We start from the raw sequence: 18,183 nt of genomic DNA on the forward strand, positions 1-18,183 counted from the left end.
GATAAAAAAAATCTTAGTTCTAAACCTAAAGAACTAAGATTTTTATTAATATTATTTTGTTGATAAGTTACTTATTCTGAAACAGTATTATCTATTGAAATTTCAGGAGTTATATTGGATTCTTTATCAAAAGGTCTTTTTCCGAATATATTTTCTAAATCATCTTTAAAAATTACCTCTTTTTCAATAAGAATATCAGCTAATTGGACTAATTTTTCTTTATTGGTTTCTAAAAGATGAATCGCTCTGTTATACTGTTCTTCAATCAATTTCGAAATTTCAGTATCGATAACTTTTGCTGTTTCTTCAGAATATGGTTTCGAAAAATTATAGTCAGATTGTCCTGTTGAATCGTAATAAGTGATGTTTCCAAGCTTATCATTCAATCCATAAATCGTTACCATCGCTCTTGCTTGACGTGTAACTTTCTCTAAATCGCTTAAAGCTCCGGTTGAAATTTTATTAAAAATTACTTTCTCAGCAGCACGGCCACCCATAGTAGCACACATTTCGTCTAACATTTGTTCTGGGCGTACAATCAGTCTTTCTTCAGGTAAATACCAAGCAGCACCTAAACTTTGTCCACGAGGAACAATTGTTACTTTTACTAATGGTGCAGCGTGTTCTAACATCCAACTTACAGTTGCGTGACCTGCTTCGTGAATTGCGATAGCGCGTTTTTCATCAGGAGTTACTATTTTGTTTTTCTTTTCTAAACCTCCTACAATTCTATCTACAGCATCTAAGAAGTCTTGTTTGTCTACCGCTTTTTTGTCTTTACGAGCTGCAATTAATGCTGCTTCGTTACAAACATTCGCAATATCAGCACCTGAGAATCCTGGAGTTTGTTTTGCTAAAAATTCGGTATCTAATTCCTCTGATTTTTTCAAAGGTTTTAAATGTACTTCAAAAATTTCTTTACGTTCTCTAATGTCTGGTAAATCCACGTAGATTTGTCTGTCAAAACGACCGGCACGTAATAATGCTTTGTCTAAAACATCGGCACGGTTGGTGGCAGCTAAAACAATTACGTTTGAATTGGTTCCAAAACCATCCATTTCTGTTAATAACTGATTTAAAGTGTTTTCTCTTTCATCATTAGCGCCTGTCATGTTGTTTTTTCCACGTGCTCTACCTACAGCGTCAATTTCGTCAATGAAAATGATAGAAGGCGATTTTTCTTTCGCTTGTTTGAATAAATCTCTAACACGAGAAGCTCCAACTCCTACAAACATCTCCACAAAATCAGAACCTGACAACGAGAAGAAAGGTACTTTAGCTTCACCAGCAACGGCTTTAGCTAACAAGGTTTTTCCTGTTCCTGGAGGACCAACTAGTAAAGCTCCTTTTGGAATTTTTCCTCCAATAGAAGTATATTTTTCAGGATTTTTTAAGAATTCAACAATTTCTTGAATTTCTTCTTTTGCTCCTTCTAATCCAGCAACGTTTTCAAATGTTACTCTTGTATCATTTTTTTCGTCAAATAATTTAGCTTTTGATTTTCCAATACTAAAGATTTGACCTCCGCCACCGCCAGATCCACCTGACATTCTTCGCATCATGAAAATCCATATCGCAACCAAAATAAGAATTGGTAAAAGCATTGAAATAAGCTCACCCCACATACTTTCAGGCTCCTTTTCATACTCTACAAGTTTTCCTTCGTTTGAAGCTTTTTGTAAGTTTTCTTGAAATGTTTTTAAATCCCCAATTTCAAAGAAATAATGAGGTCCTTTCGTATTTAATTTACCAAGAACATCATTTTTAACTTTGTCATGTGTTTTGTCTGTTAAAGCTGTTTTTTTTAAAAAAACGGTAGCTTTTGTATTAGTAAAAACAACCTTTTCAACCTGATTTTTATCTAAAAATTGGTAAAATTTTGATAAAGTAGTAGGTGCAGGATTACTTAAATCTAATCCTTGTGTAAACAAACTTATAGTAAAAAAAATTATCAAGACAAGTACAATACTCATCCATGGACTAAACTTAAAGCCAGAATTATTATTTTGTGCCATAAAATTTTTAGTAATTAGTGTCTATAGTTGTAATTTTTGCATCACCCCATAAACTTTCAATATTGTAGTATTCTCTAATGTGTTTTTGAAAAACATGAACAACGATACTTACATAATCCATAAGTACCCATTCGCCATTTTGTTCTCCTTCAACATGCCATGGTTTTTCTTTTAATTCTTTTGAAACCACTTTTTGAATAGAGCCAATGATGGCATTAACTTGTGTATTTGAATTACCGTTACAGATTACGAAATAATCACAAACCGTGTTTTCTATTTCCCTTAAATCAAGGATATTAATATCATTTCCCTTTACGTCTTCAATTCCTTTGATGATAAGTGCTAATAAATCATCATTATTCGTATTTTTTTTCGTCATGTAATATTTATCATTTTATGCAAAGGTATCATTTTTTGTGATTATTTTTGAACCTTAACATAAGATTAAATTTTGTTATTAAAATATGAGAATAATCAAACTCGATGCCATAGATTCAACCAACCATTTTTTAAAAGCGCTTTCGGTTCAAGAAAGTTGTGAAAATTTCACTGTTGTTAGTACTGAATCTCAAACAGAAGGAAAAGGACAAAGAGGGTCAGGTTGGGTTTCTGAATCAGGTAAAAACCTTACTTTTAGTGTTTTATATAGTCAGAAAGTAGATGGAATTACGAGTTTGTTTACTTTGAATATTATGGTAGCTTTGAGTGTTGTTGAAGCTTTAAAATCAGTTAGTAATTTAAATTTTGTCATCAAATGGCCAAACGACATTTTGGCAGAAAACAAGAAAATTGGTGGCATTTTAATCGAAAATACATTCAAAAATTCAAACGAAGTGCAATCGATAATCGGAATTGGTTTAAATGTGAATCAATCGAAATTTGAGAATTTACCTCAAGCTTCGTCTTTATTTTTGCTAGAAAATAAAACTTTCGACAGAGAAATATTGCTAATTTCTATTGTAAATCAGTTGGAATACAATCTAAAACAATTGCCTATTTTAGGAGAAACTCATTTTTGGGATGCATACCATAAAATTTTGTTTAAGAAAAATGTGGTTTCAGCTTTTGAATCGGTTGCAGGAAATCGCTTTGTTGGTAAAATTCAGGAAGTTACACGAGATGGGAAATTAGCGGTAATGATGGAAGATGATTCCATTCATTTTTTTGATGTTAAAGAAGTGAAAATGTTGTACTAAAATAAGAACGTTATAAATTCCTCAAACCTTTGTTAAACTTAGCGGAAAAGTTTTTGTTTTTGAGTACATTTGTGCCAATTTAAAAAAACGTATTCCTATATATCTCATGGAGAAAAAAATACTATCCCTGTTATCTTCCACACGCTTAATGGCTGTTTTGTTTATTCTTTTTGCTGTTGCCATGGCTGCTGGAACTTTTATTGAAGATGCTTATAATACTGATACAGCTCGAGTTATTGTTTATAATGCCGTTTGGTTTGAAGTAATTATGGTGTTTTTTGTTATTAATTTTTTAGGTAACATCAAGCGTTATCAATTACACAAAAAAGAAAATTGGGCGACTTTAATTTTGCACCTTTCTTTTATTCTAATTATAGTTGGAGCTTTTGTTACTCGTTATATCAGTTATGAAGGAATGATGCCAATCAGAGAAGGCGAATCGGCCAATATGATTTATTCCGATAAACCTTATCTAACGGTTTTGGTTGATGGAAATCACGAAGGACAAATGCGTCGTAAAACTTTTGAAAAAGGATTGTATTTGGCGCCAGAAGTTAAAGACGACGCTTTTTTGAATGCTTTTGCAAGTAACGATTTCTCAATGAGTGGTGAATTCAGTGGAATTCCATTTGAAGTGGAACATCAAGAATTTGTTATGAACGCCACCGAAACGGTTCTAGCTTCTGAAACTGGTCAATTGATGATTAAAATGGTTGAGTCGAGTGGAGGAACACGTCATGAACATTACTTAAAAGAAGGTGAAGTTCAAAACTTACACAACGTGCTTTTTGCTTTCAATAAATATACAGAAGGTGCAATTAACATTACTAAAATTGCTGAAGCCTACACGATTCAAACACCTTTTGAAGGAGATTTTATGCGAATGGCAGATAAATTACAAGGTAAAGTGGTAAAAGATTCTGTGCAACCTTTAATGTTACGTTCGTTGTATAATATTGGTGGAGCTCAATTTGTATTTCCAGAACCAGCAATCAAAGGAGAATTGACTTTCAAATCGAATAATGATTTCAAAGACAAACAAACCGATGATGCCTTAAAAGTAAAAATTAAAACACAAGGTAAAGAAGAAATCTTAACTTTAGTTGGTTCAAAAGGAAAGCAAGGAGTTCCACAAACGGTTAAGATTGGTGATTTAGAATTTACACTTTTCTTTGGAAGTAAAATTTACAATACGCCTTTCACAGTGAAACTTGACGATTTCATTGCGGATAAATATCCTGGAACAGAAAAAAGTTATTCGGCTTTCAAAAGTAAAATTGAAGTGGCGGATACTGAACAAGGAAAAACATTTAATGATAGTGTTTTCATGAATCATATTTTAGATTATAGAGGATTTAGATTCTTCCAAGCCGGATTTGATCCAGACGAAAAAGGAACACAATTATCGGTTAGTCACGATTTCTGGGGAACTTGGATTACTTACATTGGTTATTTCTTGTTGTATTTTGGTTTGATGGCGATATTATTTACGAAAAATAGTCGTTTTTCAAGTTTGAAAGAGAAATTAGAAAAAGTAAAAGCTAAAAAAGCAGGTTTATTGAGCGTGTTTTTGATTTTATTTTCTTCATTAACTTTTGCACAACAACACAATCACCAACCTAGTAAAGAAGAAATTCTGAAGTTGTTAAAGAAATACGAAGTTTCAGCTGAACATGCGAATGAATTTGGAAAAATCGTAATTCAAGATGGTGGTCGTATGAAACCTATCAATACGTTTTCATCGGAATTACTTCGTAAAGTATCTAAAAGTGATACGTATGAAGACATGAATTCCGATCAAGCGTTTTTATCGATGACGCAATATCCTCAGTATTGGTATTCGTTGCCAATCATCTATTTAAAAAGAGGAAATGACAGTATTCGTAAGTTAATAGGAGTTGAAAAAGAGGCAAAATATGCGCCACTAATCTCATTTTTTGATGAATCAGGGAATTATAAATTAGCTCAATTTTTAGAAACTGCCTACAAAGAGCCGGTTCCAAACCAATTCCAAAAAGATTTTATTGAAGCAGATAAAAAAGTAAACCTTTTGTATTCGGCTTTAAGTGGACAAATTTTAAAAGTGTTCCCAATTCCAGGTGATAAATCAAATAAATGGGTTTCATTTTTAGAAACAAATGAACCAACAGGAACCGCTTTAGATTCGATTAAAAACGTAATACCATTTTATTTAAATGCCTTAGATAAAGCATCTCAAAGCAAAAATTACGAATTGCCAAATAGCCTTTTAAAAGGATTAACCGAATACCAAAAGAAATACGGAAAAGCCGTAATGCTTTCAGAAAGTAAAATCAACTCCGAAATCATGTACAATAAGTATGATATTTTCAAGAGATTATATTATATGTATATGTTAGCTGGTGTTTTAATGTTAGCTTTCTGTATTGTTCAAATTTTTAAAAATTCCAAAGCCATCCGAACGATTATCAATGTTTTTCATGGATTAATAGGATTGTTTTTCATTTTGCATTTAGCAGGTTTAATTGTAAGATGGTACATTTCAGGTCACGCGCCTTGGAGTGATGCGTATGAAAGTATGATTTATGTGGGTTGGGCAACGATGTTCTTTGGATTAGCTTTCGGGAAAGATTCGAAACTTACGGTAGCTTCAACTGCTTTTGTAACTTCAATGATTTTGATGATTGCACATTGGAATTGGATGGATCCTTCAATTGGAAACTTACAACCGGTTTTAAATTCGTATTGGTTAATGATTCACGTTGCAGTAATCGTAGCGAGTTACGGACCATTTACTTTAGCGATGGTTTTAGGTTTAGTTTCGTTATTCTTGATGATTTTCACAAACGAAAAGAACAAAGAAAGAATGAAATTAAGCATCGACGAAATTACGTATATCAATGAAATGGCATTAACTGTAGGTTTAGTCATGTTAACCATAGGAAACTTCCTTGGCGGACAATGGGCTAACGAAAGTTGGGGACGTTATTGGGGTTGGGACCCAAAAGAAACTTGGGCTTTAATCAGTATTATGGTGTATGCTTTTGTAATTCACGCGCGTTTTGTACCAGCATTGAGAGGAAGATGGATTTATAACGTAATGAGCGTTTTAGCTTTCGCTTCAATTTTAATGACGTATTTTGGAGTAAACTTCCACTTGAGTGGTTTACACAGTTATGCTTCTGGAGAAAAACAAAATGTTACGTATTACTTTGTGATTTTAGCAATTGTCTTATTAATATCGGCAATAGCTTACTTTCCGTATAAGAAATATTATAAAAAATAAGAATTTGGTCGCTAATAAGCGGCCATTTTTTTTAAGAAATGTTTATCAAAAATTGCGTTTTAATATCCTAACTTTGAAATAAAAAAAAAGATGAAGAAATTAGTAACCTTGTTTTCAGTAGCAGCATTGATTTTTAGTTGTCAAAATCAGGCACAAAAAAAGCAAACAGCTACTCCAACAGCAACCACAACACCTATGGCAAAAGAAACGATTTATCAATTTAAAGTAGAAGATTTAAGTGGCGATACTTTTGATTTTTCAACCTTAAAAGGAAAGAAAATCTTAGTAGTTAATACCGCTTCGGAATGTGGTTTAACACCGCAATACGAACAATTACAAGCCATTTACGAGAAATACAAAGACAAAAACTTCGTAATTGTTGGTTTTCCAGCCAATAATTTTGGAGCGCAAGAGCCAGGAACCAACCAACAAATCGCTACTTTCTGCCAACAAAATTATGGTGTTTCGTTTCCAATGATGGCTAAAATTTCGGTAAAAGGTGGCGATATGCATCCTGTGTATCAATTCCTAACACAGAAAGCTAAAAATGGATTACAGGACAGTGAAGTAGAATGGAACTTCCAAAAATACTTAATTAATGAAAACGGTGAATTAGCAAAAGTAGTGTCACCAAGAACATTACCTACAGATGCTGAAATCGTAAATTGGATTGAAGGGAAATAATATAGTATTCAGTGTTCAGTAGCAGTGTTCAGTATTTGCTGACTGCGACTGAGAACTGCGACTAATAATTTTAAAGCATTTTCTGAACAATAACCGAATGCAACCATTTATTAAACTTAAAGCCTGATTCTTTAATAAAACCAACTTCTTCGAAACCGAACTTTTTATGAAAATCGATGCTGTTTGTGTTTTCAGAATCGATAACGCCAATCATCGTGTGAAGGTTTTGTTGTTTGGCTTTTTCAATTAATTCGGTCAATAATAATTTCCCGATACCTTTTCCAATAACATTCTTATTCGCATAAACGGAATGTTCTACTGTGAATTTATACGCTTCTCTGAAACGAAATTCACTATAATAACCGAAGCCTATGACTTCATTATTCATTTCGGCAACAATTACAGGGAAGCCTTTCTGAATTTTTTCTTCAAAAATAGCTTCTTGTGTAGTTAAAGTTCGAATGTTGTAATCGTACAAAGCAGTCGAATTCAAAATAGCATCGTTAATGATGTCTAAAATGGCTGGGCAATCTTGATTTTGATAGTCTCTAATTTTTATCTCCATTTGGCAAAGAAATTACGTAGTAAAAGTACTAAAAACCTTTTCAACTTCGTAACTTTGTAGTCCAGTTATTTTTTAAAATGATGTATCCAAAAATTCCTTTAGCGCAAAGCATTATCGAAATTTGCCAACAAAAAGGAGTCCAACATATCGTAATTTCACCAGGTTCGCGCAATGCTCCTTTGACGATTGGATTTACTAACAATCCGTATTTCAAATGTTACAGTATTGCTGACGAGCGTTGTGCTGCATTTTTTGCTTTGGGAATTGCCCAACAAACTCAGAAACCTGTTGCTGTTGTTTGTACTTCGGGTTCCGCAGTTTTGAATTATTATCCTGCGGTGGCAGAGGCATTTTATAGCCAAATTCCGTTGATAGTTATTTCAGCCGATAGACCACAAAACAAAATTGATATTGGTGACGGACAAACCATTCGTCAGGAAAATGTTTTTGCGAATCACAGTTTATACAATGCCAATTTAAGAGAAGCTATTTCAGTTGAAAATGACAATCTTATTCAAATGGCTTTGCATGTTGCGGTTACCCAAAAAGGACCAGTTCACATCAACGCACCTTTTGAAGAACCTTTGTACGAAACCGTTTCTGAATTGCAAGTACAACCAGAAATTATAGATTTTAATACCAAAATTAAGTCTTTTTCATTAGGAAATTCAACTATAGAAACTTGGGACAAAGCCACTAAGAAATTGATTTTAGTAGGAGAGTTGTTTCCAAATTCAGTAGAGCAAAAATATTTGGATGTTTTAGCGAATGATCCAAGTGTTGTGGTGTTAACCGAAAAAACATCTAATTTACATCACCTAACATTCATTGATCAGATTGATACTTTGATTACACCTTTCACGGATGAAGATTTTAAATATTTTCAACCTGAAATTCTTTTGACTTTTGGTGGAATGGTAGTTTCGAAACGTATTAAAGCGTTTTTACGAAAGTACAAACCAGCACATCATTGGCATGTGGATGAGTTAAGAGCTTATGATACTTTTGGAGCGCTTACCAATCATTTTGAAACTAAAATTAATATTTTTTTGAGTAAGTTATTGATGGAGAATACTATTCAAAGTTCTTATAAATCAAGTATTGCTTCAATTTGGAAAGATAGAGTAGCGAAACATAAAGAATATAATGCAAAAATTCCGTTTTCAGATTTTAAAGTGTTCGATTTTATTTGTCAAAATCTGCCAAAGAATATTCAGTTGCAAGTTAGTAATAGTTCGGCCATACGTTATTTGCAATTGTTTGATTTAGAAAAAAGCATACAAGTATTTTGTAATCGTGGTACAAGTGGAATTGATGGTAGTACTTCAACAGCTATTGGAGCTGCATCTGCGACAAATTTACCAACGATTTTGATTACAGGCGATATTAGTTTTTTATACGACAGTAATGCTTTATGGAACAATTACATTCCCAAAAACTTCAAGATTATTTTGTTGAACAACAGTGGTGGTGGTATTTTTAGAATTCTACCTGGTCATCAAGAAACGGAAACGTTCAATACGTATTTTGAAACGTCTCATCAATTAAATGCTTCTCATTTAGCCAAAATGTATAATTTAGAGTATTTTGAAGCGAATGATCAACTTTCATTAGAAGAACAATGTAAAGTATTCTTAAACCAAAATGAAAAACCAAGTATTCTAGAAATTTTTACACCTGAAAAAGAGAATGATGGGATTTTGTTGGGTTTTTTTAGAAGTTTGAAATAGTATTTGGGTTTATTCTATTCCTTTTTATTTGAATTAAAATCAATCATCCATTCGATACCGTATTTGTCTCTAAACATCCCAAAATAAGACCCCCAAGGACTATCACTCATTGGATATTCGACAGTGCCACCAGCTGAAAGTCCGTTGAATAAATTGTCTGCTTCTTCTTTATTTACTGCACTAACGGAAATCTTGGAACGATTTTCATTTTCATTTACGCGTCCCATACTTTCAGGTACATCATTTCCCATTAAAACGTTGTTGCCAATTGGCAATGCAATGTGCATGATTTTGTTGGCTTCGTTTTCTGAAACAGGAAATTCTTCACTTGTCAAATCTTTGAAACGCATAATTTGAGCAAACTCGCCACCAAATACCGATTGATAAAAACGAAACGCTTCTTCAGCATTCCCATTAAAATTAATATGTGGATTGATTTGTGCCATGTATTTTCTTTAAAGAAATAATATAGTTACTTTTTATTCTTCCCAGAGTTAAACTTAAAACGTTCTACAGGACTTTCTGGTTTTTGTTTTTTAGTGGAAGGGTTACCCTGTCCAAAAGGTTTTTTATCGGTTGCCGTTTTAGGTTTGAACGGCTTTTTGGTTTCTGGTTTTTTGTCTTCTCTTGGTATAGCGGTTTTGTTTTTAGCTATTTGGTCCAAAACTTCTCTTGGATTTTTGGGTTCTTCTTTTGTACCGCGTAAGTAAATGACTAATCCGTTAAGGAAATTGCGTAATAATTGATCGCCACATTCCATGTAATTCGGATGGTCTTCACTTCTAAATATATTACCTAGCTCACCTTTAGAGACTCTGAAATTCACTAAGTTTAATATCTCAATAATTTGGTCATCGCGTAATTGTAAGGCTACACGTAATTTTTTAAAAACATCGTTGTTATTCATTTTTTGTAAAATATTAGGTCAAAGATATCTATTTAAATTAAGAATTCTTATTTTTACCTGAAAAGAAATATTTTATGGATACTCATCAAGAAAAAATTAGTTTATTACAAGAAATGATTGCATTTGCTTTAATTGATGGCGAATTGCATGATCGCGAGTATGATTTTTTGGAAATGGTAGCCATGGAATTGGAAATCGAAAAAGCTGTTTTTCATCAATTATTCCAAAATAGAGGAGCTGTTACGGTTATAAAAGATGAGTTTCATAGAATTTGTCAGTTTTACCGTTTGGCGTTATTAATGCATTGCGATGGCGTTTTACATGATGCTGAACAAATCAAAATCAACGAAATAGGAATCAACATGGGATTGAATCCATATGCAATGAAACGCGTATTGAATTTAATGAAAAACTCCCCAAACCGAATGGTCGAGGGAGATGTTTTGTTAGCGGTTTTTACAGAACAGCATAATTAGTTTCCAAATTCTTCGGAATTATTTCGGATGTAATCTACAATTAAACTAACAATATCTTCACCTTCTTCACTAAAAAATTGTTCGTCTAAGTCTTCCCAAGCACCAACTAAAGTTTCATCTGCTTTTTTGATGAAGTTTCTTCTGATTTCTACATCAGTTGAATAGGTTTTTGCAGGAAACAAGCTCCAGGCTTTCGATATTAATTCCGCAGTAGTAAAAGCTTTGATTTCTTTATAAGCAACAATTATGTCTTCAACAAAATCTCCAGCTTCTGAAGTAAAGAAAAACGAAAATCCGCCTTCTCCCATAGCGCCTTCAAAAATATCTACGTAAACAAATACTTTTTCGCCATCGGTTAATGCTGAAAAATCATCTGTTTCTTCTTTCTTTTCCCAAATAATCTCACCAATAGCTTCGATGATTTTGATTTCGTCTTCTAGTTTTAGAATGTTTGCAATGTTGCTCATGTGTATTTTGTTTTATTTAATTTTCTCTTGTAACGACTGAATTTCATCTCTGAATTTTGCAGCTTGCATGAAATCCAATTCTTTTGCCGCTTTCTCCATCATTTTTCTTAAGTCGCGAATTTTCTTTTCTATTTCGGGTTTTGATAAGTATAAACTTTCTGGTTCGGCTGCTTTTAGTGCTTCTTTTTCAAAATATCCAGTTGAAACAGAATTTCCACTCAAAGCATTTCCTAAACTTTTATTCAACGCTTTAGGTTGGAGATTATTATCGGTGTTGTAACGAATTTGTTTTTCTCTTCTGTAATTGGTTTCATCAATTGTTTTTTGCATCGAAGCGGTGATTTTATCCGCATACATAATCGCTTTTCCATTTACATTACGCGCAGCACGACCTACTGTTTGCGTTAACGAGCGGTGACTTCTCAAAAATCCTTCTTTGTCGGCATCTAAAATGGCAACCAACGAAACTTCAGGTAAATCCAAACCTTCACGAAGTAAATTCACACCAATTAATACATCAAAAATTCCTTTTCGCAAATCTTGCATGATTTCCACACGTTCTAAAGTATCTACATCAGAGTGAATATAACGACAACGAATGGCAACTTTTGTTAGATATTTCGATAATTCTTCCGCCATTCTTTTGGTTAATGTTGTAACTAGAACCCGTTCATCTGCTTCACAACGCAATTGAATTTCTTCAATTAAATCGTCAATTTGATTCGCGCTTGGTCGAATTTCAATTATTGGATCTAGTAATCCTGTTGGACGAATGATTTGTTCCACATAAACACCTTCCGTTTTTTGTAATTCGTAATCTGCAGGAGTTGCCGAAACATAAACGACTTGGTTTTGCAACGCTTCAAATTCTTCAAACTTCAACGGACGATTGTCCATAGCTGCAGGTAATCGGAAACCATATTCTACTAAATTTTCTTTACGACTTCTATCGCCTCCATACATGGCATGTACTTGGGAAATCGTAACGTGACTTTCATCGACTACCATCAAATAATCATCTGGAAAATAATCTAACAAGCAGAAAGGTCTAGTTCCAGGTTCTCTTCCGTCTAGATAACGAGAATAATTTTCAATTCCGGAACAATAACCGAGCTCGCGAATCATCTCTAAATCGAAATTGGTGCGTTCTTCTAATCGTTTGGCTTCTAAATGTTTGCCAATTTCTTTGAAATAATCCACTTGTTTTACCAAATCTTGTTGGATAGCCCAAATCGCATTTTGTAATACATCAGGCGAAGTCACAAACATATTGGCTGGATAAATCGTTAGTTTTTCATAACGTTCTATCACTTGAGCTGTTTTAGCATCAAAAGCTTCAATTTCTTCAATTTCATCTCCAAAAAAGTGAATTCGGAACGGTTCATCTCCATAACTTGGAAAAATTTCTACAATATCTCCTTTGATTCGGAAATTTCCAGGTGCAAAATCCGCTTCTGTTCTCGAATATAAACTTTGTACGAGTTGATGTAATAATTTGGTACGCGAAATCTGTTGATTAACTTCTAGATTAATCACATTTTTCTGAAACTCAACAGGATTTCCAATACCATACAAACAAGAAACAGACGAAATCACAATAATATCTCTACGACCCGAAAGCAGGGCAGATGTAGTACTTAATCGCAATTTTTCTAACTCATCATTAATCGATAAATCTTTTTCAATGTAAGTTCCTGTTACGGGGATAAAAGCTTCGGGTTGATAATAGTCGTAATACGAAACAAAATACTGTACAGAATTGTTCGGAAAAAACTGCTTGAATTCCGAGTATAATTGAGCAGCCAAGGTTTTGTTATGGGCTAAAACTAGTGTAGGTTTTTGTACTTCTTGCACCACATTAGCAATCGTAAAAGTTTTTCCAGAACCTGTAACTCCTAATAACGTTTGGTATTTTTCACCATTAAAAATGCCCTTTGAGAGTTTTTCAATGGCTTGCGGTTGGTCACCAGTAGGTTTATAATCGGAAACGACTTGGAATTTCATTAAAGTACAAAGTGTAAAATATAAGTTACAAAGTTACGAAGTTAATCCCAACATTCCATCAACAATAAATTGCCATCGGTGTGTTCAATAGAAACGATTCCATCTTCTGTAACATGATTGCTACTTCCTGTTCGATATCCTATTGTTAATTCATCATTATTTAGAGGATAAAATAAGTTTTTGGTAGTAATACCCGATGCTGTTCCAATTGGAATTAAAGAAAGTGTTGTATTCGCAGTATACCATTTTTCATATTTATTGGGTAGCAAAAATACTTTTGAATGATCATCGAGCACTACAATTTTCAATTGGTTGCGATAAGCTACTATATTGGTTATGTTGGTAATGGTATGATCGGCGCGTTTTCCGGTTGCCCAAATTACGTTTACCGCTTTATGACCTTTTTCAATAAGATAATCAAAAGCTTTTTCTAAATCTGTTTTATCTTGATTTGGCGTATGAACAATTTCTAGTGGATATTGTTTTTGTAGGTAATATTCTGGATTAAAACCTCTATCAAAATCGCCTAAAAGTACATCAACTTTGATACCAAGTTCTAAAACGCGCTCAATAGCAGAATCTAAAACAATTACAAGTGGAGACCATTCCAATAATTGCCCAATAAGCTCTTCGCTACATGCAGCGCCATTGGCAATAATTAATGCTGGTTCTTGATCGTCTCTAACAATGTGATGTGATGACATTTTTTAAGTTCAATTTTTAGATTACGAATGTAACGATAATTACTGTACAGTGTAACTTATTGTATCGATTTCAGATAATCTAAAAAATCCAAGAGCAAAATTATTTGTATTCGTTTGATTTACAATATTTCCTCTAACCGTTGCTGGTGGTGTTTGAAAAGGACTTCCTCCATTAGTGCCAGCAATTCCTAATAAAATGTTCATATAATTGTAATAACTTTCAGAGATGCCTTGTAGTGTAAATAAAATAATATCATCTTTTTCCAATTCATTTGCTAAATATCCAAACATCTGATTATTTTGAAAAAAACTATCATTAACTACATCAAATATTGGAAGTGATACATTGGAACTATTGAACATTATCAAATAAAAATTATCTTGATTTGGTATGTCTTGGTAAAAGAATTTTACTTCTATTTGATCTCCAGTAAAACCACCATTTTCGGTTTGTTCAACATAATCGATTGTTGGAACTTCAATTAATGATTCTGTTGCGGTATAAACCTGACTGTCATAAATGACTGTTAGAGTGTAGGTTTGTCTGATTTCGGGATTAAAATTAGTGCATACATAATTGCCACTGCCAGGTGTTTCAATAAAATCATATTGAATGCCATTTCCATCGGTAATGAAAACGGTAGCACCACTTACAGTCGGAATCGTTGAAGCATAGAAGTCGGTCGTAGTGGTTAATCTTATTGTTTGTTCATTTCCTGTCGTTCCTTTTTGCCATTTGATTGAGGCATCAATAACCAATTTGGCAGGTGCCGTTGATAAATCAATGTCAACAACATCTTCACAACTAAAAAATGCAACTGAAATAATGAACAGGCTAACTATTTTTAATAAATTCTTTACCATAACTAAAACTTGAAATTATAGGTTACACTTGGCACAATTCCGAATATAGAAAGACGAACCGCTTCATTATTTCCTGAATCTTGGTTTTGTCTAAAACTAATTGAAGCGGCATTTTTTCTACTGTAAACATTATAAATTCCAAAAACCCATTCTCCGTGCCAACTTCTATTTTTATTTTTTTCTGGAATTAATGTAGCCGAAATATCTAAACGATGGTAAGTGGGTAGTCGGTTTTCATTTCTTAGACCGTACGTTGGTACAGTAATGCCTTGATATTGGTATTGTCCGTTTGGATAAGTAACCGGTTGTCCGCTTTGTAACGAAAAAATACTACTTAAACTCCATTTTTCATTAATTTTATACATTCCAGTAACGGAAATATTATGTAGTTTATCCCAACCCGTTTTGTACCAATCGCCATTGTTTATTCCAGATTCAATCGAATTTCTTCCTGGTGTTCTTTGTTCGGAACGCGATAAAGTATAGGAAACCCAACCGTTTAGTTTTCCGTTGTTTTTTCGAGCTAAGATTTCTAATCCATAAGCTCTAGCTTCACCATTTAGGACAACTTGTTCAATATCGTCGTTAGCAATTAAATCAGCTCCATCAATATAATCTAATCTATTTTTTAGTTTTTTGTAGAATGTTTCGATTTCTAATGTGTAATTATCATCATTAAGATTAGTAAAATATCCAAGTGCAACTTGATCTAAAATTTGAGGTTTTAAATAATCATCACTTGGAGCCCAAACATCTAATGGAGTAGGTGATTGCGTATTAGAGATCAAATGTAAATATTGCGACATTCTATTGTAACTTGCTTTAATAGAACTGTTATCGTTTAAAATATAAGCTACTGAGAAACGAGGTTCAAAATTACCAAATTGCGAAATTATATCGTTTTTTTCATAATATTTTGTTCCAATTGGAGTCGCTTTTTCATAAATATCAAAATCTGGATTGTAGGTAACAGCTTGATTATTGGCGTAAATATTTATTTCTTCGTTTCCTAATCGGTAGAATTTACTATAACGAATTCCGTAATTGATACTTAGCTTATCTGTAATTTGTTGCTCTACATCAATGTAAGCTGAAGGTTCAAATGCATATTTTTTGGCTAATTGATCTGGATTAATTCCTGAAGAACTGTTTGTAGGTTTAATCTTTCCAGGATTAAAATCGTGATAAATGGCATTTACACCATAATACAATTTTGTTTTATCAGATACATAGTGTTTAAAATCATACTTTAAATTATAATTTTTAATCCCGCTATCCCAGTTAAATCCAATGAAGTCTAAAGTTAATCCATAATAATAATCACTATAAATTAAGGATAAATTAGAGAACAATTTATCTGAAAATAAATGATTCCATCTCAAATTAAACACCGAGTTTCCATAGGTATTCATAAAGCTTTCATTTAAACTAAAAACATCCCTTCCAAAATAACCAGATAAATATAAGTTGTTATTTTCGTTAAGTTTATAACTTAGTTTGGTGTTCAAATCATAAAAATAGGCCGAGTTTTTATTATCCGTAAGTTTTAAAAATAAATGAGCATACGAACTTCTTCCTGCAAATAAGAACGAACCTTTATTTTTAATGATTGGACCTTCTGCAAGCAATCTACTTGAAATGATACCAATTCCTCCATTCATATGAAAATCAGAACTGTTTCCATCTTTTTGATAAATTTCTAAAACAGAAGCAACTCTACCACCAAATCTCGATGGAATACCTCCTTTATACAGTTTTATATCTTTTATCGCATCGGTATTAAAAACAGAAAAGAACCCGAATAAATGAGAAGTGTTATATATGGTAGCTTCATCCAATAAAACTAAGTTTTGGTCAGCAGCTCCACCTCGAACATTAAATCCCGATTGTCCTTCTCCAGCATTTGTAACCCCCGGTAGTGTTAATATAGATTTGATTAAATCTGTTTCTCCAAGAATGGCAGGCATTTGTTTTATCGTATTAACAGAGAGTTTGTTAACACTCATTTCAGGTTTTTTTACATTGTTTTTATAGATATTACTTGTAATGACAACTTCTTTTAGTTCTTGTTTACTTTCTTTTAGGCTGAAATTTTTCTTAACATTTTGATTGATTTCAATTTTTTCAGAAAGTGTTTCAAAACCAATATAGCTAGTTAGAATTGTGTAATTTCCTTTTGGTAAGGTAATAGAGTAAAATCCGTATTCGTTAGTATAAGTGCCAATGTTTAACTCAGCGACATAAACTGAAACACCAATAAGTGTTTCATTGCTATTTGTATCGGAAATAATTCCACTTATAGTAACTTTCTCTTGACTGAAAACAAAAGAAGGTAGTAATAAAAAGAATAATATTTTTTTAAGAAACATCATTTAGGTATAGATTTTGTTGTGCAAATTTCATGAAAAAAAAGCATGAAAATTTAAAACATATGTTAATTTGTAACCGAAAATGAATTTATATTATAATTTTACATCTTACAACAAGAACAAATGAATAAGCATTTTTTAATTATATTATTTATTTTCCATTTAGTTTCAACTTTTGGACAAAAAGAAAATCCTTTTAAAAGTGTTAAGTTAAAGCTTAAATGGGATGAGCCATCTAAAGTTGAGTCCAATAAAAATACAGTTACATTACCCTATAAAAGTGTTTTTGATAAAGAGGATAATTATTTAAAACGATATTCTATTCTTAATCAGAAGAAAGGCGAGGAAAGTGTAATGGTTCAGAAAAATGAATTTAAAAATCCTGGGGAAGAAATTAAAAAAAAATTAAATAATAAAGATAAAGAAATAAAACCAGAATTTAGATCTAATCAATTTTTAGGAGAGTTTAGGGTTAAAACAAAGTATGTTAAAATTGTTTGTAGAGACCATGAATACCCTGATGGGGATCGAGTAAGATTATATTTAAACGACAAGTCAATAATAAATGATATCTTATTAGAGGCTGCTCCTAAAGAATACTATATTGATGTTGTTGATGGATTTAATAAATTAGATTTTGTGGCATTAAATCAAGGGGCATCGGGTCCTAATACGGCTGCATTTAGTGTTTATGATGATGCTGGAAATTTGATAACATCTAATGAATGGAATCTTACTATAGGTGTAAAAGCATCTATTATTGTAATTAAAGAAGAAGAGCAAAAGAAATCAGAATAAAAAAAGCAACCATTAATGGTTGCTTTTTTGTTTTATTTATGAATATCAAGTTAGCTTAATAGAGCTAAAATTGTATTTAAAGTCTCACTTGGACGCATTGCTTTCTCCGTTAGTTCAAAACTTGGATGATAGTAACCAC

At 32.6% G+C, this 18,183-nt stretch carries 16 protein-coding genes; 6 read left to right on the forward strand and 10 right to left on the reverse strand.

Annotated elements, in window-relative coordinates:
- Positions 1 to 71: 71 nt before the first annotated feature.
- Positions 72 to 2,015, reverse strand: coding sequence for an ATP-dependent zinc metalloprotease FtsH (gene ftsH, locus Q0075_RS09125; protein ID WP_297869251.1), 1,944 nt, complete (start codon positions 2,013 to 2,015; stop codon positions 72 to 74).
- A gap of 7 nt (positions 2,016 to 2,022) precedes the next feature.
- The gene (rsfS, locus tag Q0075_RS09130) at positions 2,023 to 2,394 is read right to left on the reverse strand and encodes a ribosome silencing factor (RefSeq protein WP_291106740.1); all 372 of its coding nucleotides are present in this window, start codon (positions 2,392 to 2,394) and stop codon (positions 2,023 to 2,025) included.
- A gap of 85 nt (positions 2,395 to 2,479) precedes the next feature.
- On the opposite strand from rsfS, the gene Q0075_RS09135 reads away from it, so the two are divergent.
- The 3 genes from Q0075_RS09135 to Q0075_RS09145 all read left to right on the forward strand — a co-directional run bounded on the left by Q0075_RS09135 (position 2,480) and on the right by Q0075_RS09145 (position 7,160).
- Positions 2,480 to 3,211: a biotin--[acetyl-CoA-carboxylase] ligase gene (locus Q0075_RS09135; protein ID WP_297869252.1), complete on the forward strand. Its 732-nt coding sequence runs from the start codon at positions 2,480 to 2,482 to the stop codon at positions 3,209 to 3,211.
- A gap of 106 nt (positions 3,212 to 3,317) precedes the next feature.
- Positions 3,318 to 6,476 carry a cytochrome c biogenesis protein CcsA gene (gene ccsA / locus Q0075_RS09140; RefSeq protein ID WP_297869253.1) on the forward strand — a complete coding sequence of 1,053 codons (3,159 nt, stop codon included), beginning with the start codon at positions 3,318 to 3,320 and terminating at the stop codon, positions 6,474 to 6,476.
- A 90-nt stretch (positions 6,477 to 6,566) separates the two neighbouring features.
- Positions 6,567 to 7,160, forward strand: coding sequence for a glutathione peroxidase (locus Q0075_RS09145; RefSeq protein ID WP_291106745.1), 594 nt, complete (start codon positions 6,567 to 6,569; stop codon positions 7,158 to 7,160).
- A gap of 70 nt (positions 7,161 to 7,230) precedes the next feature.
- Here the strand turns inward: Q0075_RS09145 and Q0075_RS09150 are convergent, their stop codons facing one another.
- The gene (locus Q0075_RS09150) at positions 7,231 to 7,725 is read right to left on the reverse strand and encodes a GNAT family N-acetyltransferase (RefSeq protein WP_297869254.1); all 495 of its coding nucleotides are present in this window, start codon (positions 7,723 to 7,725) and stop codon (positions 7,231 to 7,233) included.
- 77 nt (positions 7,726 to 7,802) lie between these two features.
- On the opposite strand from Q0075_RS09150, the gene menD reads away from it, so the two are divergent.
- Positions 7,803 to 9,455, forward strand: a complete 1,653-nt coding sequence (gene menD, locus Q0075_RS09155) for a 2-succinyl-5-enolpyruvyl-6-hydroxy-3-cyclohexene-1-carboxylic-acid synthase (protein ID WP_297869255.1) — start codon at positions 7,803 to 7,805, stop codon at positions 9,453 to 9,455.
- A 14-nt stretch (positions 9,456 to 9,469) separates the two neighbouring features.
- Here menD and Q0075_RS09160 read toward each other — a convergent pair whose 3' ends face one another.
- On the reverse strand, positions 9,470 to 9,901 hold the full coding sequence (locus tag Q0075_RS09160; protein WP_297869256.1) for a VOC family protein: 432 nt from the start codon (positions 9,899 to 9,901) through the stop codon (positions 9,470 to 9,472).
- Positions 9,902 to 9,927: 26 nt separating this feature from the next.
- A complete protein-coding gene (locus Q0075_RS09165) occupies positions 9,928 to 10,362 on the reverse strand; it encodes a DUF1456 family protein (RefSeq protein WP_297869257.1) in 435 nt (144 codons plus the stop codon).
- A gap of 74 nt (positions 10,363 to 10,436) precedes the next feature.
- Between Q0075_RS09165 and Q0075_RS09170 the strand changes: the two genes are divergently transcribed.
- Positions 10,437 to 10,838, forward strand: coding sequence for an excinuclease ABC subunit B (locus Q0075_RS09170; protein WP_297869258.1), 402 nt, complete (start codon positions 10,437 to 10,439; stop codon positions 10,836 to 10,838).
- Here the strand turns inward: Q0075_RS09170 and Q0075_RS09175 are convergent.
- Genes Q0075_RS09175 through Q0075_RS09195 form a run of 5 tightly spaced genes read right to left on the reverse strand, consistent with a single transcriptional unit; the run spans position 10,835 to position 17,246 of the window.
- The gene (locus Q0075_RS09175) at positions 10,835 to 11,305 is read right to left on the reverse strand and encodes a DUF4375 domain-containing protein (protein ID WP_291106757.1); all 471 of its coding nucleotides are present in this window, start codon (positions 11,303 to 11,305) and stop codon (positions 10,835 to 10,837) included. The genes Q0075_RS09170 and Q0075_RS09175 overlap by 4 nt on opposite strands.
- A 12-nt stretch (positions 11,306 to 11,317) precedes the next feature.
- The gene (gene uvrB / locus Q0075_RS09180; RefSeq protein ID WP_297869259.1) at positions 11,318 to 13,309 is read right to left on the reverse strand and encodes an excinuclease ABC subunit UvrB; all 1,992 of its coding nucleotides are present in this window, start codon (positions 13,307 to 13,309) and stop codon (positions 11,318 to 11,320) included.
- Between the two features lie 41 nt (positions 13,310 to 13,350).
- Positions 13,351 to 14,013 carry a thiamine diphosphokinase gene (locus tag Q0075_RS09185; RefSeq protein WP_291106761.1) on the reverse strand — a complete coding sequence of 221 codons (663 nt, stop codon included), beginning with the start codon at positions 14,011 to 14,013 and terminating at the stop codon, positions 13,351 to 13,353.
- Between the two features lie 39 nt (positions 14,014 to 14,052).
- Entirely contained in the window at positions 14,053 to 14,877 is an 825-nt protein-coding gene (locus tag Q0075_RS09190) for a DUF4249 domain-containing protein (RefSeq protein ID WP_297869260.1), read from the reverse strand.
- Positions 14,878 to 14,879: 2 nt separating this feature from the next.
- On the reverse strand, positions 14,880 to 17,246 hold the full coding sequence (locus Q0075_RS09195; RefSeq protein ID WP_297869262.1) for a TonB-dependent receptor: 2,367 nt from the start codon (positions 17,244 to 17,246) through the stop codon (positions 14,880 to 14,882).
- Between the two features lie 123 nt (positions 17,247 to 17,369).
- Between Q0075_RS09195 and Q0075_RS09200 the strand changes: the two genes are divergently transcribed.
- A complete protein-coding gene (locus tag Q0075_RS09200) occupies positions 17,370 to 18,044 on the forward strand; it encodes a hypothetical protein (RefSeq protein ID WP_297869261.1) in 675 nt (224 codons plus the stop codon).
- The last annotated feature ends 139 nt before the right edge of the window (positions 18,045 to 18,183 follow it).

Origin of the sequence: uncultured Flavobacterium sp. (genome assembly GCF_937967675.1) — a bacterium.
GTDB lineage: Bacteria > Bacteroidota > Bacteroidia > Flavobacteriales > Flavobacteriaceae > Flavobacterium.